Below are 16,049 nucleotides of genomic sequence, written 5' to 3' on the forward strand. Positions count from 1 at the left end.
CCATGCAATCGCTTGCCATCGACGGAAAACGACGGCGACTCTTTACGCTGATCGGCATGGGCGTGGTGCTCGCCGTCTCGGGCCGCTTCGACGCCCGGGCCGCCGAGCCGCGCGTGATCAAGATTCACGCGCGCAGGTTCGTCTTCACGCCCAATCAGATCAAGCTCGCGCCCAATGAGAAGGTCGTGTTCGAGCTGACCGCGCAGGACACGGTGATGGGCTTCTCGATTCCGCAGTACAACGTGCGCGCCGACGTGCCGCCGGGCGCCGTCGTGCGTGTGCCGGCGCAGGCGGGGCCGGCGGGCAACGTCGATTTTCTGTGCGATATCTTCTGCGGATCGGGACACGAGACGATGAACGGGATGATCGTCGTGGGCTAGCTCGCTGTGCGTTGGCCCTGTGCGTTGGCCCTGTGCGTTGGCCCTGTGCGTTGGCCCTATGTGTTGGCCCTGTGCGTTGGCCCTATGCGTTGGGCCGGCGGGCTCATTACGCGCTTGCCCTACGCATTCGCCCAATAATCGGGCCGCCCGTACACCTCTTTCAGATAGTCGATGAAATAGCGCACTTTCGCGGGCACGTAGCGCTGCTGCGGATACACGGCGAGGATGTCGTAATCGGGCAGCGCGTATTCATCGAGCACGGTTTCGAGCTCGCCGCGCGCGAGCTGCTGATCGATTTCCCAGGTCGAGCGCCAGCCGAGCCCGAGCCCTTCCGATACCCAGCGGTGCAGCAGCTCGCCGTCGTTGCAATCGAGCGTGCCGCCGACGCGCACCGTCGTCAGTTTGCCGTTGCGCCGGAAGTACCAGCCGCGGTTCTGGCCGCCCTGCAGGTTGAACGCGAGACAGTTGTGCTTCGGCAGGTCTTCGAGCGTCTTCGGCTTGCCGTGCTTGCGGAAGTACTCGGGCGTGCCGCAGACCACGCGCCGGTTCGTCGCGAGCTTCACGGCGACGAAGTTCGGATCGACGGCCCCGCCGATGCGGATCGACAGGTCGTAGCCCTCGCGCACCAGATCGACGACGCGGTCGGTGAGATTGAACGAAACCTGCAGTTCCGGCTTGTCCTTCAGGAATTCCGGCGCGAGCGGCGCGACGTGCTTGCGTCCGAAGGCGGCGGGCGCCGACACGATCAGATGTCCGTTCACCGAGCGCCGCCCCGCCATCAGCTCGTTTTCCGCCTGATCCCATTCGCTGAGCAGTCCCCGGCAGCGCTCGAGAAAGGCGGCGCCCTCCTCGCTGACGACGAGCCGCCGCGTCGAGCGGTACATCAGCTTCACGCCGAGCCGCTTTTCGAGCGCGTCGATGCGCCTGCCGAGAATCACCGGCGACACGCCCTCTTCGAGCGCCGCCGACGCGAGGCTGCCCGCGTCCGCGACGCGCACGAACGTTTCGATCTGTTTAAAGCGATCCATCATCGTCTCCTGTCGGCCGGCGTTAGCGCTTTAGCGCTTACTCCGGCCCCACGCAACGCGAGTCGGCCGGCGTTGGCGCTTTAGCGCTTACTCCGGCCCCACGCAACGCGAGTCGGCCGGCGTTGACGCTTCAGCGCCTACTCCCGCCCCACGCAACGCGAGTCCGCCGGAGTTGACGCTTCAGCGCCTACTCCCGCCCCACGCAACGCGAGTCGGCCGGCGTTGGCGCTTCGGCGTTACCTCCCGCCCTACGCAACCCGGCCGCACGCCCGCCCCACGACCATTTGCCGTCGTCGCGCCCCAACCCGCACCCCGCCCACATTCCATACTTTTTGTTTTGGAATAAGCGACCGTGAATGATCTTATCAAACCTTGTATGCAGTCTTAAAGTGTGTCCAACACCCTTTGACACATCGGCAAGACAGACTTCAGGAGACAAACATGGCCAAGATGAGAGCCGTCGACGCAGCAGTGCTCGTGCTCGAAAAAGAAGGCATCGACACGGCTTTCGGCGTTCCGGGCGCCGCGATCAATCCGTTGTACTCGGCCATGCGCAAGGCGGGCAACATCAGTCACGTGCTGGCGCGCCACGTCGAAGGCGCATCGCACATGGCGGAAGGCTATACGCGTGCAGCGCCCGGCAATATCGGCGTGTGCATCGGCACGTCGGGCCCCGCGGGCACCGACATGATCACGGGCCTCTATTCCGCGTCCGCCGATTCGATTCCGATCCTCGCGATCACCGGCCAGGCGCCGCGCGCGCGTCTGTACAAGGAAGACTTCCAGGCCGTCGATATCGAATCGATCGCGAAGCCCGTCACGAAGTGGGCCGTCACCGTGCGCGAGCCGGCGCTCGTGCCGCGCGTGTTCCAGCAGGCGTTTCACCTGATGCGCTCGGGCCGTCCGGGCCCCGTGCTGGTCGATCTCCCGATCGACGTGCAGCTCGCCGAAATCGAGTTCGATATCGACACGTACGAGCCGCTGCCCGTCTACAAGCCTGCTGCGACGCGCAAGCAGATCGAAGCCGCGCTCACGATGCTCAACGATGCCGGCAAGCCGTTGATCGTCTCCGGCGGCGGCGTGCTGAACGCAGCCGCTGAGGACCTGCTCGTGCAGTTCGCGGAAACCGTCGGCGTGCCCGTGATCCCGACGCTGATGTCGTGGGGCGCGATCCCCGACGATCATCCGCTGATGGCGGGCATGGTCGGTCTGCAAACGTCGCATCGCTACGGCAACGCGACGATGCTCGCATCCGACTTCGTGCTCGGCATCGGCAACCGCTGGGCGAACCGTCACACGGGCAGCGTCGAGGTGTACACGAAGGGCCGCAAGTTCGTGCACGTCGACATCGAACCGACGCAGATCGGCCGCGTGTTCGGCCCGGATCTCGGCATCGTGTCCGATGCGAAGGCCGCACTCGAACTGTTCGTCGAAGTCGCGAAGGAATGGAAAGCGGCGGGCAAGCTGAAGGACCGCAGCGAATGGGTCGAGGAATGCCAGGCACGCAAGCGCACGCTGCAACGCAAGACGCACTTCGACAACGTGCCGATCAAGCCGCAGCGCGTGTACGAAGAGATGAACCAGGTGTTCGGCCGCGACACCTGCTACGTGAGCACGATCGGTCTGTCGCAGATCGCCGCCGCGCAGTTCCTGCACGTGTTCAAGGCGCGCAACTGGATCAACTGCGGCCAGGCCGGCCCGCTCGGCTGGACGATTCCGGCTGCACTCGGCGTGCGTGCCGCCGATCCGCAGCGCCCGATCGTCGCGCTGTCCGGCGACTACGACTTCCAGTTCATGATCGAAGAGCTGGCCGTGGGCGCGCAGTTCAAGCTGCCGTATGTGCACGTCGTCGTGAACAACTCGTATCTGGGCCTGATCCGCCAGGCGCAGCGCGCGTTCGACATGGACTACTGCGTGCAGCTCGCGTTCGACAACATCAACGCGCCGGAAATCGAAGGCTATGGCGTCGATCATGTCGCCGTCGCAGAGGGTCTCGGCTGCAAGGCGATCCGCGTGTTCAAGCCCGAAGACATCAAGCCCGCGCTGGAAAAAGCGCAGTCGATGCTCTCGGAGTTCAACGTGCCCGTGATCGTCGAAGTGATCCTCGAGCGCGTGACGAACATCTCGATGGGCACCGAGATCGACGCGATCAACGAGTTCGAAGATCTCGCCCTGACGCGCGCCGATGCGCCGAGCGCCGTCAGCCTGCTCGACTGATCGCCGTACCTGCTGCATCGCTTCACCCGGATGGATGCGCTTCGAAAGAAGCGCGTCCATCCTTACCACGCAGTTCACGTTGTTCAATTTGACCGACCAGAGAGAAAAAGCAACATGCCGAAATTTGCCGCCAATCTCACGATGCTGTTCAACGAAGTGCCGTTCCTCGACCGCTTTGCCGCGGCCGCGGAGGCGGGCTTCGACGCTGTCGAATTTCTGTTCCCCTACCCGTATCAGATCAACGAACTGTCGGAGCGTCTCGAGCGGAACAAGCTGAAGCTCGTGCTGCACAACCTGCCCGCAGGCAACTGGGAAGCGGGCGAGCGTGGCATCGCTTCGCTGCCGGACCGCATCGGCGAGTTCCAGGAAGGCGTGGGCCGCGCGATCGAATACGCGAAAGCGCTGAAGGTGCCGCAACTCAACTGCCTCGTCGGCATTCCGAAGGGCATCGACGGCGACAAGGCGCGCGCGACGATCGTCGACAACCTGCGCTTCGCCGCTGCCGAGCTCAAGAAGGAAGGCATCAGGCTGCTCGTCGAGCCGTGCAACTCGTACGACATTCCGGGCTTCGCGCTGAACCGCTCGGCGCAAACGCTCGACGTGATCGACGCCGTCGGCTCCGACAATCTGTTCCTGCAATACGACATCTATCACATGCAACGGATGGAAGGTGAACTCGCCGCGACGATCAAGAAGCACTTCGCGCGGATCGCCCACATCCAGCTCGCCGACAACCCGGGCCGCAACGAGCCGGGCACGGGCGAAATCAACTATCGGTTCCTGTTCGATCTGCTCGATTCGCTCGACTATCAGGGCTACGTCGGCTGCGAGTACAAGCCGCGCACGACGACCACGGAAGGCCTCGGCTGGCTGGAAAGCGTCGCGGGCGTGAAGCGCGCGCATGCGTCCGCCTGAGATCGCGGCCTGAAGTCGCGGCTGACATCGCGGCCTGAAGTCGCGGCCCGGCAACGTCAGCACACGAGCACATTTTTCGAACCTCATTTCTGGAGACTTATTCAATGGCAAAGATCGGATTCATCGGCCTCGGCATCATGGGCTCGCACATGGCGCGCAACCTCATCAAGGGCGGCCATTCGCTGTTCGTCAACGGCGCGTACCCGGTGCCGGAAGATCTCGCCAAAACGACCACGGTCGTCGCCGATTCGACGGCTGTCGCGCAGGCCGCAGACATCGTCGTGGTCATGGTGCCCGACACGCCCGACGTCGCGAACGTGCTGTTCGCCGATGACGGTGTCGCGAAGGGCCTGTCGAAGGGCAAGCTCGTGATCGACATGAGCTCGATCTCCCCGCTCGACACGCAGGCGTTCGCGAAGAAGATCAACGAACTGGGCTGCGACTATCTGGATGCGCCCGTTTCCGGCGGCGAAATCGGCGCGCGCGATGCGACGCTGACGATCATGGTCGGCGGCCCGCAAAAGGCCTTCGATCTGGCCAAGCCGCTCTTCGACCTGATGGGCAAGAACGTCTCGCTGATCGGCGACAACGGCGCGGGCCAGACCTGCAAGGTCGCGAACCAGATCATCGTCGCGCTGAACATCGAAGCCGTCGCGGAAGCGCTGCTGTTTGCCGCGCGTTCGGGCGCCGATCCGGAGCGCGTGCGCAAGGCACTGATGGGCGGCTTCGCGTCGTCGCGCATTCTCGAAGTGCACGGCGAGCGCATGACGAAGCGCACGTTCAATCCGGGCTTCCGCATCGAGCTGCACCAGAAGGACCTGAACCTCGCACTCGACGGCGCGCGCAAGCTGGGCATCGCGTTGCCGCACACGGCGAGCGCGCAGCAGCTCTTCAGCGTGTGCGCGGCGAACGGCGGCAAGGCATGGGATCACTCGGCGATGGTCCGCGCGCTCGAAATCATGGCGAACTTCGAAGTCGCGCAGGCACCCTCTGCCGATCAGAAAGCGGCCTGAGTTTCGGGGCCTTCTTTACCGAGTAGAAGCAAGCAACGCAAGCTGCCGTGTCGATGTTCACGGCAGCGCACTGGTGGGGCGCCCGGTCCGGCGCGCGGCACGCATCGGATCGGGCAAATCAAGCCGCTCTGGGCTGAGGGCGGCAAGTGGGGTCCGCAGCGGCACCCGGCGATGCCGGGGAAGCCTTGGTCGGTCAGACGTCATCGTCGGGTGTCCTGCTGTCGGATTGTCTAGCTAGTTGTCGAGCCGGTTGTTGCCGGCATGAGATGCCTGTCAGTGGCCGCGGCCGGCAACGCAATTACTTCGCGTACGAGATCCGATAGATCGCGCCCGCGTAATCGTCGGATACGAGCAGCGAACCGTCCTGCAACTGCTGCACGTCGACGGGACGCCCCATGTACTCGCCGTTCGGCGTGAGCCAGCCTTCCGCAAACACCTCCGTCTCGCCGACGCTGCCGTCATCCTTGACAGGCGTGAACATGATGCGCGCGCCGACCGGTTTCGTGCGGTTCCATGAACCGTGCTCGGCGTCGAAGATGCCGCCCTGGTACTTCGTCGGGAACATCTTGGCCGTATAGAACGTCATGCCGAGGTCGGCCGCATGCGCCGCGTATTCGACGACGGGGAACACGACGCCTGCGGGCGGCGTGTCCTTCCTGTACTCTTCCGTGCGCACCTTGCCACCGCCGTACCAGGGAAAGCCGAAGTTCTCGCCTTCCTTCGTCGCGTGATTGAGTTCGCCAGGCGGCGTGTCGTCGCCCATGCCGTCCACCTGGTTGTCGGTGAACCAGAGCGTCTTGTCTTTAGGGTTGAAATCGAGGCCCACCGAATTGCGCACGCCATGCGCATAGACCTCGCGGTTCTTGCCGTTCTGATCTATGCGAATGATGCCTGCCAGACCGTTCCTGTCGAGCTCGGCGAGCTTGTCCTTGGGCGGCACGTTCCACGGCTGGCCCAGCGCGATATACAGCTTCTTGTCCGGGCCGACGCGGCAGTAGCGCGCGCCGTGGTTGAAGCTTTCGAACTGCGTCGGAATCAGCTTGCCCTGCGGCACGACGACGGCGGCCGCGACGTCGGGCCCGCGTTCGCCGAAGAATTGCGCGGCGGGAAATCCCAGCACGCGGTTCTGTTCGACGATGTACAGCACGCCGTCTGCCGAGAAGCACACGCCGTTGGGCACCTTGAAGTTCACGGAACTGGCGAACTGCACGACATCGTCGGCAACGCGCCGCTTCGTGCGGTCCGTCACCTGCCACACATGATCCTTGTACGTACCGACGAAGACCACGCCCGTCGACGGCTCGATCGCCATCGCGCGCGCCTCGGGCACGACGGCATACAGCTCGATCTTGAAGCCCGGCGGCAGCTTGATCGCCTTCAGGTTCTCGCGCAGCGCTTCGGCGCGCGGGCCTGTCTGAGGCACGACTTCGGCCGGCTTGGTATTGCCCGTCGTCTTGAAGTTCGACAACGCCTGAACGTTGTCCTGAGCCGCCTGCGCAACGGGCAGGACCGCGAGCGCCGCGCTGACGGCGAGCGGCAGAAGCCTCGGAATTGCGTTCATCGTGATGTCTCCACTTATCGTGATGCAGTTTGTTGGAATTGCAACTACTGGAAAGACATGAACGTTTCGGGCGTTTCAGGTGATGAAGGTCTGCGTGCCTCAATCGTCTGGCTATTGATTGTTATAGACGATGTTGCAGCAAGCGCAGGAACGAATGGCGGCCTGCATCGACGTGACGAAAGTCATCGTCGATGCAGACTACGTAGCTTGCGGGAACATGAAGGGAAAGCGCACGCGAAGGCGTTGATGTCGCCGAGATCGCGGCGCATGCAAAGAATGAACGCGCCAAGGCTTATGGAAAGCGACGGCGATATAGCCGGCGGCCTTCGTACGCGACGGCTCAGTAGGTATCGAACACTCGTTGTAATGCAGCCGGCATCGCGTGTCCCGCCGACAGCGCGAGCATCAGCAGCACGCGCGCCTTATATGGATTGAGCGCGCCTGCCGTCACGAAGCCGAGCGCATCGTCGGACGCGGCGCCGTTGCGCATCACGTGCCCCGAGCCGACGCGCGACGAGCGCACGATCGCCACGCCCTTTGCCGCGGCCTCGGCGAGCGCCGTCTGCAAAGTCGCATGGATCGAGCCGTTGCCCGTGCCCGCCACGACGATGCCCTTCACGCCTGCTGCGACGAGCGCATCGACCGCGATGCGCGACGCGCCCGCATAGCTCGCCACGATTTCGACGGCGGGCCATTGCGCGCCGATCGATGCGATCGCGAAAGGCGTCGCCGTCGTATGCGGCCGCACGACGGTACGCTGGAACTCGACGCGTCCGTCCTGCACCCAGCCGAGCGCGCCGATTTCGGGCGAGTGAAACGCATCGACGGCATAGGTGCTCGTCTTCACGACATCGCGCGCGCTATGGATGCGGTTGTTGAACGCGACGAGCACGCCCTGCCCTTTGGCATGCGCGCTGCCCGCGACCGTCACCGCGTTGAGCAGATTCAGCGGACCATCGGCCGACAGCGCCGACGACGGCCGCATCGCGGCCGTCAGCACGACGGGCTTGTCGCTCTTCACCGCGAGGTGCAGCAGGTACGCGGTTTCTTCGAGCGTGTCGGTGCCGTGCGTGATGACGACGCCGTCGATCTCGGCGGAGGCCAGCAGTTCGTCGACGCGCTGCGCGAGCTTCGTCCACAGCGCGAGCGCCATGTCCTTGCTGTCGACGCTCGCGACCTGCTCGGCCTGCACGTTCGCCACCGTCGCCAGCGACGGCACGGCCGCAAGCAGTTGCGCGACGCCGACGACGCCCGCCTGATAGCCCGACGTATTGGTCGCATCGGGCGCGGCGCCCGCGATCGTGCCGCCCGTGGCGAGCACGGCGATGCGCGGCAGCGCGGACGATGTAGAGGTAGTCGTGGAAGTATTCATGGCGGCGATTGTAAGCGATGCGCTCGCCGCCGCCATCGATGAAAACGCGAGCCTTCGCGCAACGCTCGCGAGGCTTACGCCGCGCTTATTTCACGCTTGTGCCGCTTACAACGCTCATGCCGCTTCGCGCAACTGGCTCGCGATGTCCGCTTCGTGCAGTTGCGGCGCGAACATCTCGATCAGCCGGTACGCGTAGCCGCGCAGAAACGCGCCCTTGCGCAAGCCGACACGCGTCGTGCTCGCTTCGAACAGATGCTGCGTATCGAGCGCGACGAGCTCCGTGTCGCGCTTCGGATCGAACGCCATCGCCGCGACGATGCCGATGCCCATGCCGAGCTCGACGTAGGTCTTGATCACGTCGGCGTCGATGGCCGTCAGCACGACGTCGGGCAGCGCGCCCGCCTTCGCGAACGCCTGGTCGATGTGCGAGCGGCCCGTGAAGTCCTGGTCATACGTGACGATCGGGTACTCCGCGATCTCTTCGAGCGTCAGGTTCTCACGGCCCACGAGCGGGTGATCCTTCGGCACGACCACGATGTGATGCCACGAATAGCACGGGAACGTGAGGATGTCCGGATAACGGTCGAGCGCTTCCGTCGAAATGCCGATGTCCGCTTCGCCGTTGATGATCATCTGCGCGATCTGCTGCGGACTGCCCTGGCGCAGCGCGAGATGCACCTTCGGATAGACCTCGGTGAACTGGCGCACCACTTTCGGCAGCGCGTAGCGTGCCTGCGTGTGCGTCGTCGCGACGACGAGATGGCCGTTGTCCTGATCCGCGTATTGACGCGCAACGCGGCGCAGGTTCTCCGCATCGAGCAGCATCCGCTCGATCAGCTGATGCACGGCCTTGCCGGGCTCCGTGAGACCCGTCAGGCGCTTGCCGCGCCGGATGAAGATGTCGACGCCGAGTTCGTCTTCGAGATCCTTGATCTGCTTCGATACGCCCGACTGCGACGTGTACAGCACGTTCGCCACTTCCGTCAGGTTCATGTTCTGCCGCACGGCTTCGCGCACGAAACGCAATTGCTGGAAATTCATGTTGAAGTCTCCGGTTCGGCCAGAGTCAATTTGTTGTTAGCTGCATCATGGGAAACAAACACGCAAATCACTGCGCGGGAAACACGCGCAGCGCGCGCGGCACGGCCGTCGCGCCATCGCCGACGGCCAGTTGCAGGCCGCGCCATGCCTCGCGATCGAGTTCCGCTTCGAGCACATGGCCTTCGCGCGCTTCGAGCTCGACACGCACCGAGCCGCCCAGCGTCACCACGCGCCGCACGCCGACGACGATGCCTTCGCGATGCCCCGCCGATTGCGGATACAGCACGAGATCGTGCGGACGCACATACGCGAAGGCCGGGCCCTCGAAATGCGCGTCGATTGCGATCGGCTGCGCGGCGCCATCGGCGACGAAACCCTTGCCGTCGACGCTCCCATGCAGCCGGTTTGCCGCGCCGAGAAACTCGTAGACGAACGACGTTTGCGGATGATCGTACACGTCTTGCGGGCTGCCGACCTGCTCGACATGTCCGTGATTCAGCACGACGATGCGGTCCGCGACTTCGAGCGCTTCTTCCTGGTCATGCGTGACGAAGATCGTCGAGATATGCAGATCGTCGTGCAGGCGCCGCAGCCAGCTGCGCAGCTCCTTGCGCACCTTTGCATCGAGCGCGCCGAACGGTTCGTCGAGCAACAGCACTTTCGGCTCGACGGCGAGCGCGCGCGCCAGTGCGATCCGCTGCCGCTGTCCGCCCGACAGCTCCGACGGATAGCGTTGCGCGAGCCAGTCGAGCTGCACGAGCTTCAGCAGCTCGTGCACCTTCTCGCGAATCGCGGCTTCCGAAGGACGCTCGTTGCGCGGCTTCACGCGCAGGCCGAATGCGACGTTCTCGAAGACGGTCATATGGCGGAACAGCGCGTAGTGCTGGAACACGAAGCCGACGTTGCGCTCACGCGCGCCCACTTCCGCGACGTCCTGGCCTTGCAGCAGGACCTCGCCCGCGTCCGCGTATTCGAGGCCCGCGATCACGCGCAGCAGCGTGGTCTTGCCACAACCGGACGGGCCGAGCAGCGCGACGAGTTCGCCCGGCGGAAAGTCGAGCGAGACGTTGTCGAGCGCGGTGAAGTCGCCAAAGCGCTTTTGCAGATTGCGTACGGTGATGCCCATCTTCGACCACTCTCCTTACTGAACCGAATGTGCGGCCCGCGCGTGCGGCGCCGCGCCGGAGGACTGAACGGGACCGGCATGCGCGGGCACGTCGCGCGCGCCCGACAGTTCCGCCGACAGATGACGCTCGGCGAGCAGCTTGAGTCCGAGCGTCACGAGCGCGAGCAACGCGAGCAGCGACGCCACGGCGAACGCCGCCGAAAAGTTGTATTCGTTGTAGAGAATCTCGACGTGCAGCGGCATCGTGTCCGTCTGCCCGCGAATGTGGCCCGACACCACCGACACCGCGCCGAACTCGCCCATCGCCCGCGCGTTGCACAGGATCACGCCATACAGCAGGCCCCATTTGACGTTCGGCAGCGTGACGCGCCGGAACATCTGCCAGCCCGATGCGCCGAGCACATGCGCGGCCTCTTCTTCGTCGTTGCCTTGCGCCTGCATCAACGGAATCAGCTCGCGCGCGACGAACGGGAACGTCACGAAGATCGTCGCGAGCACGATGCCCGGCACCGCGAAAATGATCTGCACGTCGTGATTCGCGAGCCACGGGCCGAACCAGCCCTGCGCGCCGAACATCAGCACATAGATCAAACCGGAGATCACGGGCGACACCGAGAACGGCAAATCGATCAGCGTGGTCAAGAGCGCCTTGCCGCGAAACTCGAACTTCGCGATGCACCACGACGCCGCGAGACCGAACGCGAGATTGAGCGGCACGGCGATCGCGGCCGTCAGCAGCGTGAGCTTGATCGCGGACACGGCATCGGGATCGGCGAGCGATTCGAAGTAGAACCCGACGCCTTTGGCGAGCGCCTGATAGAACACGGCGACGAGCGGCAGCACGAGAAAGAGCGCGAGAAACAGCAGCGCGATCCCCGTCAGTATCCATCGCACGGCGCGCGGCTCCGTCACGGGATCGGGACGGCGCGCGGCACTCGCATTGCCCACGGCCGCGCGCGACATCACCGCTGAATTCCGGCTCATTGCGCACCTCCCGTCAGCACGGCCGCATGCGTCGCAGCGCCCGCCACGGAAGGCGCCGTGCGCGCGCGGCTCGTGCGCCGCTGCAAATACCATTGCAGCGTGTTGATCAACAGCAGCATCACGAACGACACCACCAGCATCACGACGGCGAGCGCCGTCGCGCCTGCATAGTCGTATTGCTCGAGCTTCGTGATGATCAGCAGCGACGTGATCTCCGATTTCATCGGCACGTTGCCCGCGATGAAGATCACCGAGCCGTATTCGCCGAGCGCGCGCGCGAACGCCAGCGCGAAGCCCGTCAGCAGCGCGGGAAACACGGCGGGCAACACGACGCGCCGGAACGTCAGCCAGCGCGATGCGCCCAGGCACGCAGCCGCCTCTTCCTGCTCGCGCTCGAACTCTTCGAGCACGGGCTGCACGGTGCGCACGACGAACGGCAAGCCGATGAACGTCAGCGCGACGAGCACGCCAGCGGGCGTGAACGCGATCTTGATGCCGAGCGGTTCGAGAAACTGGCCGATCCAGCCGTTGCCCGAATAGATCGCCGCGAGCGAAATGCCGGCGACGGAGGTCGGCAGCGCGAACGGCAGATCCACGATGGCATCGACGATCCGCTTGAGCGGAAAGCGGTAGCGCACCAGCACCCACGCGACGAGAAAACCGAACATCGCATTGATCAGCGCGCCGCCGAGCGCCGCGAAAAACGTCAGCCGGTACGACGCGAGCACGCGCGGCGACGTGACGGCGCGCACGAACTGGCTCCAGTCGAGCGTCGCCGTCTTGAGGAAAGTGGCCGCCAGCGGAATCAGCACCACGAGGCTCAGATACGCCACCGTGATACCGAGCGTCACGCCAAAGCCGGGAATCGCGCTCGGCTTGCGCAAGTTAAACGTCGTCATGCTCAATGCCCTTCAAGGTCATGCGTCGCGGCGCGTGGATGGTCCATGCCTCGCCTGCATATGTGCTTCTCGTTTATCGCCGGAAGCGGCAGAAAGCGCGCCTCGCGGAAGCGCGCCTTGCGGACGCGCGCCGTTCCAACATCGCAGCTTCGCTACGTCATTGCGGCTGGTAAATCGAATCGAACACGCCGCCGTCGGCAAAGTGCGTCTTCTGCGCATTCGCCCAGCCGCCGAACGAGTCGTCGACCGTGTACAGCTTCAGCTTCGGAAACTTCGCGGTCAGCGCGGCGGGCACCTTGTTCGAGCGGGGACGATAGAAGTTCTTCGCGGCAATTTCCTGGCCTTCGTCGCTGTACAGGAAGTTCAGATACGCTTCGGCGAGCTTGCGCGTGCCGTGCTTGTCGACCACCTTGTCGACTACGGCCACGGGCGGCTCGGCCAGAATGCTCGCCGACGGCACCACGATCTCGAACTTGTCCGTGCCGAATTCCTTGACCGACAGGAACGCTTCGTTTTCCCAGGCGATCAGCACATCGCCGATGCCGCGCTGCACGAAGCTCGTCGTCGCGCCGCGCGCGCCGGAATCGAGCACGCCGGCATTCCTGTACAGCTTCGTGATGAACTCCTTCGCCTTCTGGTCATTGCCGCCCGGCTGATGCGCCGCATATGCCCACGCGGCCAGATAGTTCCAGCGCGCGCCGCCCGAAGTCTTCGGATTCGGTGTCACGATCGACACGCCCGGCTTCACGAGATCGTCCCAGTCCTTGATGTGCTTCGGGTTGCCCTTGCGCACGAGGAACACGATCGTCGATGTGTACGGCGACGCGTTGTCGGGCAGGCGCTTCTGCCAGTTCCTGTCGACGATGCCCTTCGTGGCGAGCGCGTCGATGTCATAGGCGAGCGCCAGCGTGACGACGTCCGCCTGCAGGCCGTCGAGCACCGAGCGCGCCTGCGCGCCCGAGCCGCCGTGCGACTGCTTGAACGTGACCGACTCGCCCGTCTTCGCCTTCCATTCCTTGCCGAACGCCAGGTTGACGTCCTGATACAGCTCGCGGGTCGGGTCGTAGGACACGTTCAGCAGCGCCGTATCGGCCTGCGCCTGCGAGATCATGCCGACCGCCGACGCCACGCCCAGCGCGAGCGCCGCGATCAACCGCTTCGCGCCGCCGCGTTTCGCCACGCGCGGCGTCGCGCGCGGCGCCTTCACTGTCGTCACCGCATCCGCGAACCCCGTATTCCGATTGCCCATCGACCTTCTCCGTCTCGTTGGTTTGATTCCGCTCGTCCGGCGCTTCCGCTGCCTGCCGAAATTCGCTGCTTCGCAAGCTGGAAGCGGCTTTGGCGCGGCTTCTGCGCTGCTGTTGCATCAGTGGAGGCCAGTCTATCGAAGGGCTTTCATCATTAAAAATAATGTTTCTTCATTTTTTAATATGCAAACGTGGTAAAGAACCGCTTGCCGTTCGCCGCGACGCGAGGTGCGCTGTCGCAACGCCGGTTTTCGACGCTTGCACGTCACCCGCCGCGACGAACTTAAAGTAAAGCTTGAAATGCGCCGAATACTGTATAAAAATACAGTCACCTGTCTATCCATACAGTGGCGCCATGACCAAACTCACCGCACGACAGCAGCAGGTTTTCGATCTGATCCGCCGCGCCATCGAGCGCACGGGCTTCCCGCCCACGCGCGCCGAAATCGCGGCGGAACTCGGCTTCAGCTCTGCCAACTCGGCGGAAGAGCATCTGAGGGCATTGGCGCGCAAAGGCGTGATCGAACTGGCGGCAGGCGCGTCGCGCGGCATCCGGCTCATCGCGGGCCCGGACGACTCGCCCCATCAGTTCACGCTGCCGCACGCGAGCATCATGCAGTTGTCACTGCCGCTGATCGGCCGTGTCGCAGCGGGCAGCCCGATCCTCGCGCAAGAACATATCTCGCAGACTTACACCTGCGACCCGGCGCTCTTCTCGAGCAAGCCCGACTACCTGCTGAAAGTGCGCGGCCTGTCGATGCGCGACGCCGGCATCTTCGACGGCGACCTGCTCGCGGTGCAGAAAAAGAGCGAAGCGAAAGACGGCCAGATCATCGTCGCGCGGCTGGGCGACGACGTAACCGTGAAGCGCCTGAAGCGCCGTCCGAACGGCATCGAACTGATCGCCGAGAACCCCGATTACGAAAATATTTTTGTTCAGGCCGGCAGCGCGGAGTTCGCGCTGGAAGGCATCGCGGTCGGGCTGATCCGGCCGACGGAATTCTAATTATCTGAACACCGTCTGGAGAGACTCATGGACCGTCTTGCCCGCTTGCTGCCTTTTCGCCAGTTCGGCCGTCTGCGTCATCTGCGCAGCCTCGTCCCTTGCGAGCCGCTCGTCACGCTGGCGTCGAATGCTGCATCCAGCATCAAGGGCCGCACGGCATCGCTGTTCGATGAAGAACCTCAGCCGCTGCCGTCCGCACAACCGGCGTTCGCGCGCGTGTCGCTGAACTCCGCGCTCAATGCAGAGCCCGCGCGGCGCGCGCCGGTGCGGGTCTATCACGGTCCGTCGCGCACGATCATGGTCGGCACGATGGAAGCCGTGTGCCGGATGATCGATCACGCGATTGCCGAGGAAGACAATCGTCTGGCGAGGCAAGCGGCTTGATGCGCGCAGTGACGTTGCCGTCGTCGCGAAGTCGTTCGCTCACGCGTGAACATCGCGAACTTCGTCGAAACGTCATTCGCCACGCAAGCGCTGCGCGTAGTTAAAGCCGCAGAGCACACGTTCGGGCGTTCAACTTTGCGGGATCGTTTTGACGTCGATCGGGTCCACATCAGATCGACACTGAAAACGGAGAGTCCCGCGCAATGGCAGGTCTGGTACGCATGAAAGGCCGGGTAAGCCGGCCGCTGCTGATCACGCTGATCGTGATCGTCATCGCCGCCGCGTTGGGCTTCGCTTATGCGTCGCCGTATATCGCGCTCGACCGGCTCAAACGCGCCGCCGATGCGCGCGATGTCGAAACGGTCAACGAGTACGTCGATTATCCGTCGCTGCGTGAAAGCCTGAAGCTGCAGGTGACGGGACTGCTCACGCGCCGGCTCGACGTGCAGCACAACGGCAATCCGCTTGCCGCGATCGGCGCGATGATCGGTGTAGCGTTGATTGGTCCGCTCGTCGATGCGTATGCGACACCCGATGGCGTCGCGGCATTGCTCAACGGCATGCCGCCGCGCGGCGAACCGGGCGAGCACCCACCGCCGCCGCCTGCTGCGCCGTCCGCCGTGCCGCCTGACAATTCAGCGCAGCATCCCGCGCCGGGCTCGAACGCAGCCAACAGCACGAGCAACAGCGCGGCCAACGGCGCGCCCCCGCCTCAACCGCCGGAAACCACGGCGGGCTATCGTGGCATCAACGAGTTCGTTGTGACGTATCGGCATGGCGTCGGTGATACGCGCTATTCCGCGATCTTCCGTCGCCAGGGGCTCGTCAACTGGAAGCTGTCAGCCGTCGACCTGAACGGCTGACGCGCATCCATTC

At 64.3% G+C, this 16,049-nt stretch carries 15 protein-coding genes; 7 read left to right on the forward strand and 8 right to left on the reverse strand.

All coding sequences use genetic code 11. The features are described 5' to 3' along the window. Positions 1-56: 56 nt before the first annotated feature. Positions 57-380, forward strand: a complete 324-nt coding sequence (locus VSR68_RS21515) for a cupredoxin domain-containing protein (RefSeq protein ID WP_342941796.1) — start codon at positions 57-59, stop codon at positions 378-380. Between the two features lie 119 nt (positions 381-499). Here the strand turns inward: VSR68_RS21515 and VSR68_RS21520 are convergent, their stop codons facing one another. Beyond that, a complete protein-coding gene (locus VSR68_RS21520; protein ID WP_342941757.1) occupies positions 500-1,408 on the reverse strand; it encodes a LysR family transcriptional regulator in 909 nt (302 codons plus the stop codon). A 441-nt stretch (positions 1,409-1,849) separates the two neighbouring features. On the opposite strand from VSR68_RS21520, the gene gcl reads away from it, so the two are divergent. From gcl to VSR68_RS21535, 3 genes are all read left to right on the forward strand, one after another. Next, the gene (gcl, locus tag VSR68_RS21525) at positions 1,850-3,625 is read left to right on the forward strand and encodes a glyoxylate carboligase (RefSeq protein WP_342941758.1); all 1,776 of its coding nucleotides are present in this window, start codon (positions 1,850-1,852) and stop codon (positions 3,623-3,625) included. Positions 3,626-3,739: 114 nt separating this feature from the next. Next, positions 3,740-4,540 carry a hydroxypyruvate isomerase gene (gene hyi, locus VSR68_RS21530; RefSeq protein ID WP_342941759.1) on the forward strand — a complete coding sequence of 267 codons (801 nt, stop codon included), beginning with the start codon at positions 3,740-3,742 and terminating at the stop codon, positions 4,538-4,540. Positions 4,541-4,644: 104 nt separating this feature from the next. Next, complete coding sequence (locus tag VSR68_RS21535; protein ID WP_342941760.1) at positions 4,645-5,553, forward strand: 2-hydroxy-3-oxopropionate reductase; 909 nt, start codon at positions 4,645-4,647, stop codon at positions 5,551-5,553. Between the two features lie 298 nt (positions 5,554-5,851). On the opposite strand, the gene VSR68_RS21540 is transcribed toward VSR68_RS21535, so the two are convergent. The 7 genes from VSR68_RS21540 to VSR68_RS21570 form a co-directional block, all read right to left on the reverse strand. Beyond that, positions 5,852-7,114, reverse strand: coding sequence for a PQQ-dependent sugar dehydrogenase (locus VSR68_RS21540; protein WP_342941761.1), 1,263 nt, complete (start codon positions 7,112-7,114; stop codon positions 5,852-5,854). Positions 7,115-7,454: 340 nt separating this feature from the next. After that, positions 7,455-8,522, reverse strand: a complete 1,068-nt coding sequence (locus tag VSR68_RS21545; RefSeq protein ID WP_428983548.1) for an asparaginase — start codon at positions 8,520-8,522, stop codon at positions 7,455-7,457. A gap of 78 nt (positions 8,523-8,600) precedes the next feature. Further along, the gene (locus VSR68_RS21550) at positions 8,601-9,527 is read right to left on the reverse strand and encodes a CysB family HTH-type transcriptional regulator (protein ID WP_342941763.1); all 927 of its coding nucleotides are present in this window, start codon (positions 9,525-9,527) and stop codon (positions 8,601-8,603) included. Between the two features lie 67 nt (positions 9,528-9,594). After that, positions 9,595-10,653: a sulfate ABC transporter ATP-binding protein gene (locus tag VSR68_RS21555; protein WP_342941764.1), complete on the reverse strand. Its 1,059-nt coding sequence runs from the start codon at positions 10,651-10,653 to the stop codon at positions 9,595-9,597. Between the two features lie 15 nt (positions 10,654-10,668). Further along, positions 10,669-11,637 carry a sulfate ABC transporter permease subunit CysW gene (cysW, locus tag VSR68_RS21560; RefSeq protein ID WP_342941765.1) on the reverse strand — a complete coding sequence of 323 codons (969 nt, stop codon included), beginning with the start codon at positions 11,635-11,637 and terminating at the stop codon, positions 10,669-10,671. After that, the gene (cysT, locus tag VSR68_RS21565) at positions 11,634-12,536 is read right to left on the reverse strand and encodes a sulfate ABC transporter permease subunit CysT (RefSeq protein WP_342941766.1); all 903 of its coding nucleotides are present in this window, start codon (positions 12,534-12,536) and stop codon (positions 11,634-11,636) included. Before cysT ends, cysW begins: the two co-directional genes overlap by 4 nt. Positions 12,537-12,693: 157 nt before the next feature. Next, on the reverse strand, positions 12,694-13,785 hold the full coding sequence (locus VSR68_RS21570; protein ID WP_342941767.1) for a sulfate ABC transporter substrate-binding protein: 1,092 nt from the start codon (positions 13,783-13,785) through the stop codon (positions 12,694-12,696). Between the two features lie 353 nt (positions 13,786-14,138). Between VSR68_RS21570 and lexA the strand changes: the two genes are divergently transcribed. The 3 genes from lexA (at position 14,139) to VSR68_RS21585 (ending at position 16,036) form a co-directional block, all read left to right on the forward strand. Next, positions 14,139-14,789 (forward strand): transcriptional repressor LexA, encoded by a 651-nt coding sequence (gene lexA / locus VSR68_RS21575; RefSeq protein ID WP_342941768.1) that lies wholly within the window; start codon positions 14,139-14,141, stop codon positions 14,787-14,789. A gap of 27 nt (positions 14,790-14,816) precedes the next feature. After that, positions 14,817-15,173 (forward strand): hypothetical protein, encoded by a 357-nt coding sequence (locus VSR68_RS21580; RefSeq protein ID WP_342941769.1) that lies wholly within the window; start codon positions 14,817-14,819, stop codon positions 15,171-15,173. A gap of 203 nt (positions 15,174-15,376) precedes the next feature. Next, the gene (locus VSR68_RS21585; protein ID WP_342941770.1) at positions 15,377-16,036 is read left to right on the forward strand and encodes a DUF2939 domain-containing protein; all 660 of its coding nucleotides are present in this window, start codon (positions 15,377-15,379) and stop codon (positions 16,034-16,036) included. Positions 16,037-16,049: the final 13 nt, after the last annotated feature.

The organism is Paraburkholderia phymatum, assembly GCF_038900715.1.
GTDB classification, from domain to species: domain Bacteria; phylum Pseudomonadota; class Gammaproteobacteria; order Burkholderiales; family Burkholderiaceae; genus Paraburkholderia; species Paraburkholderia phymatum_A.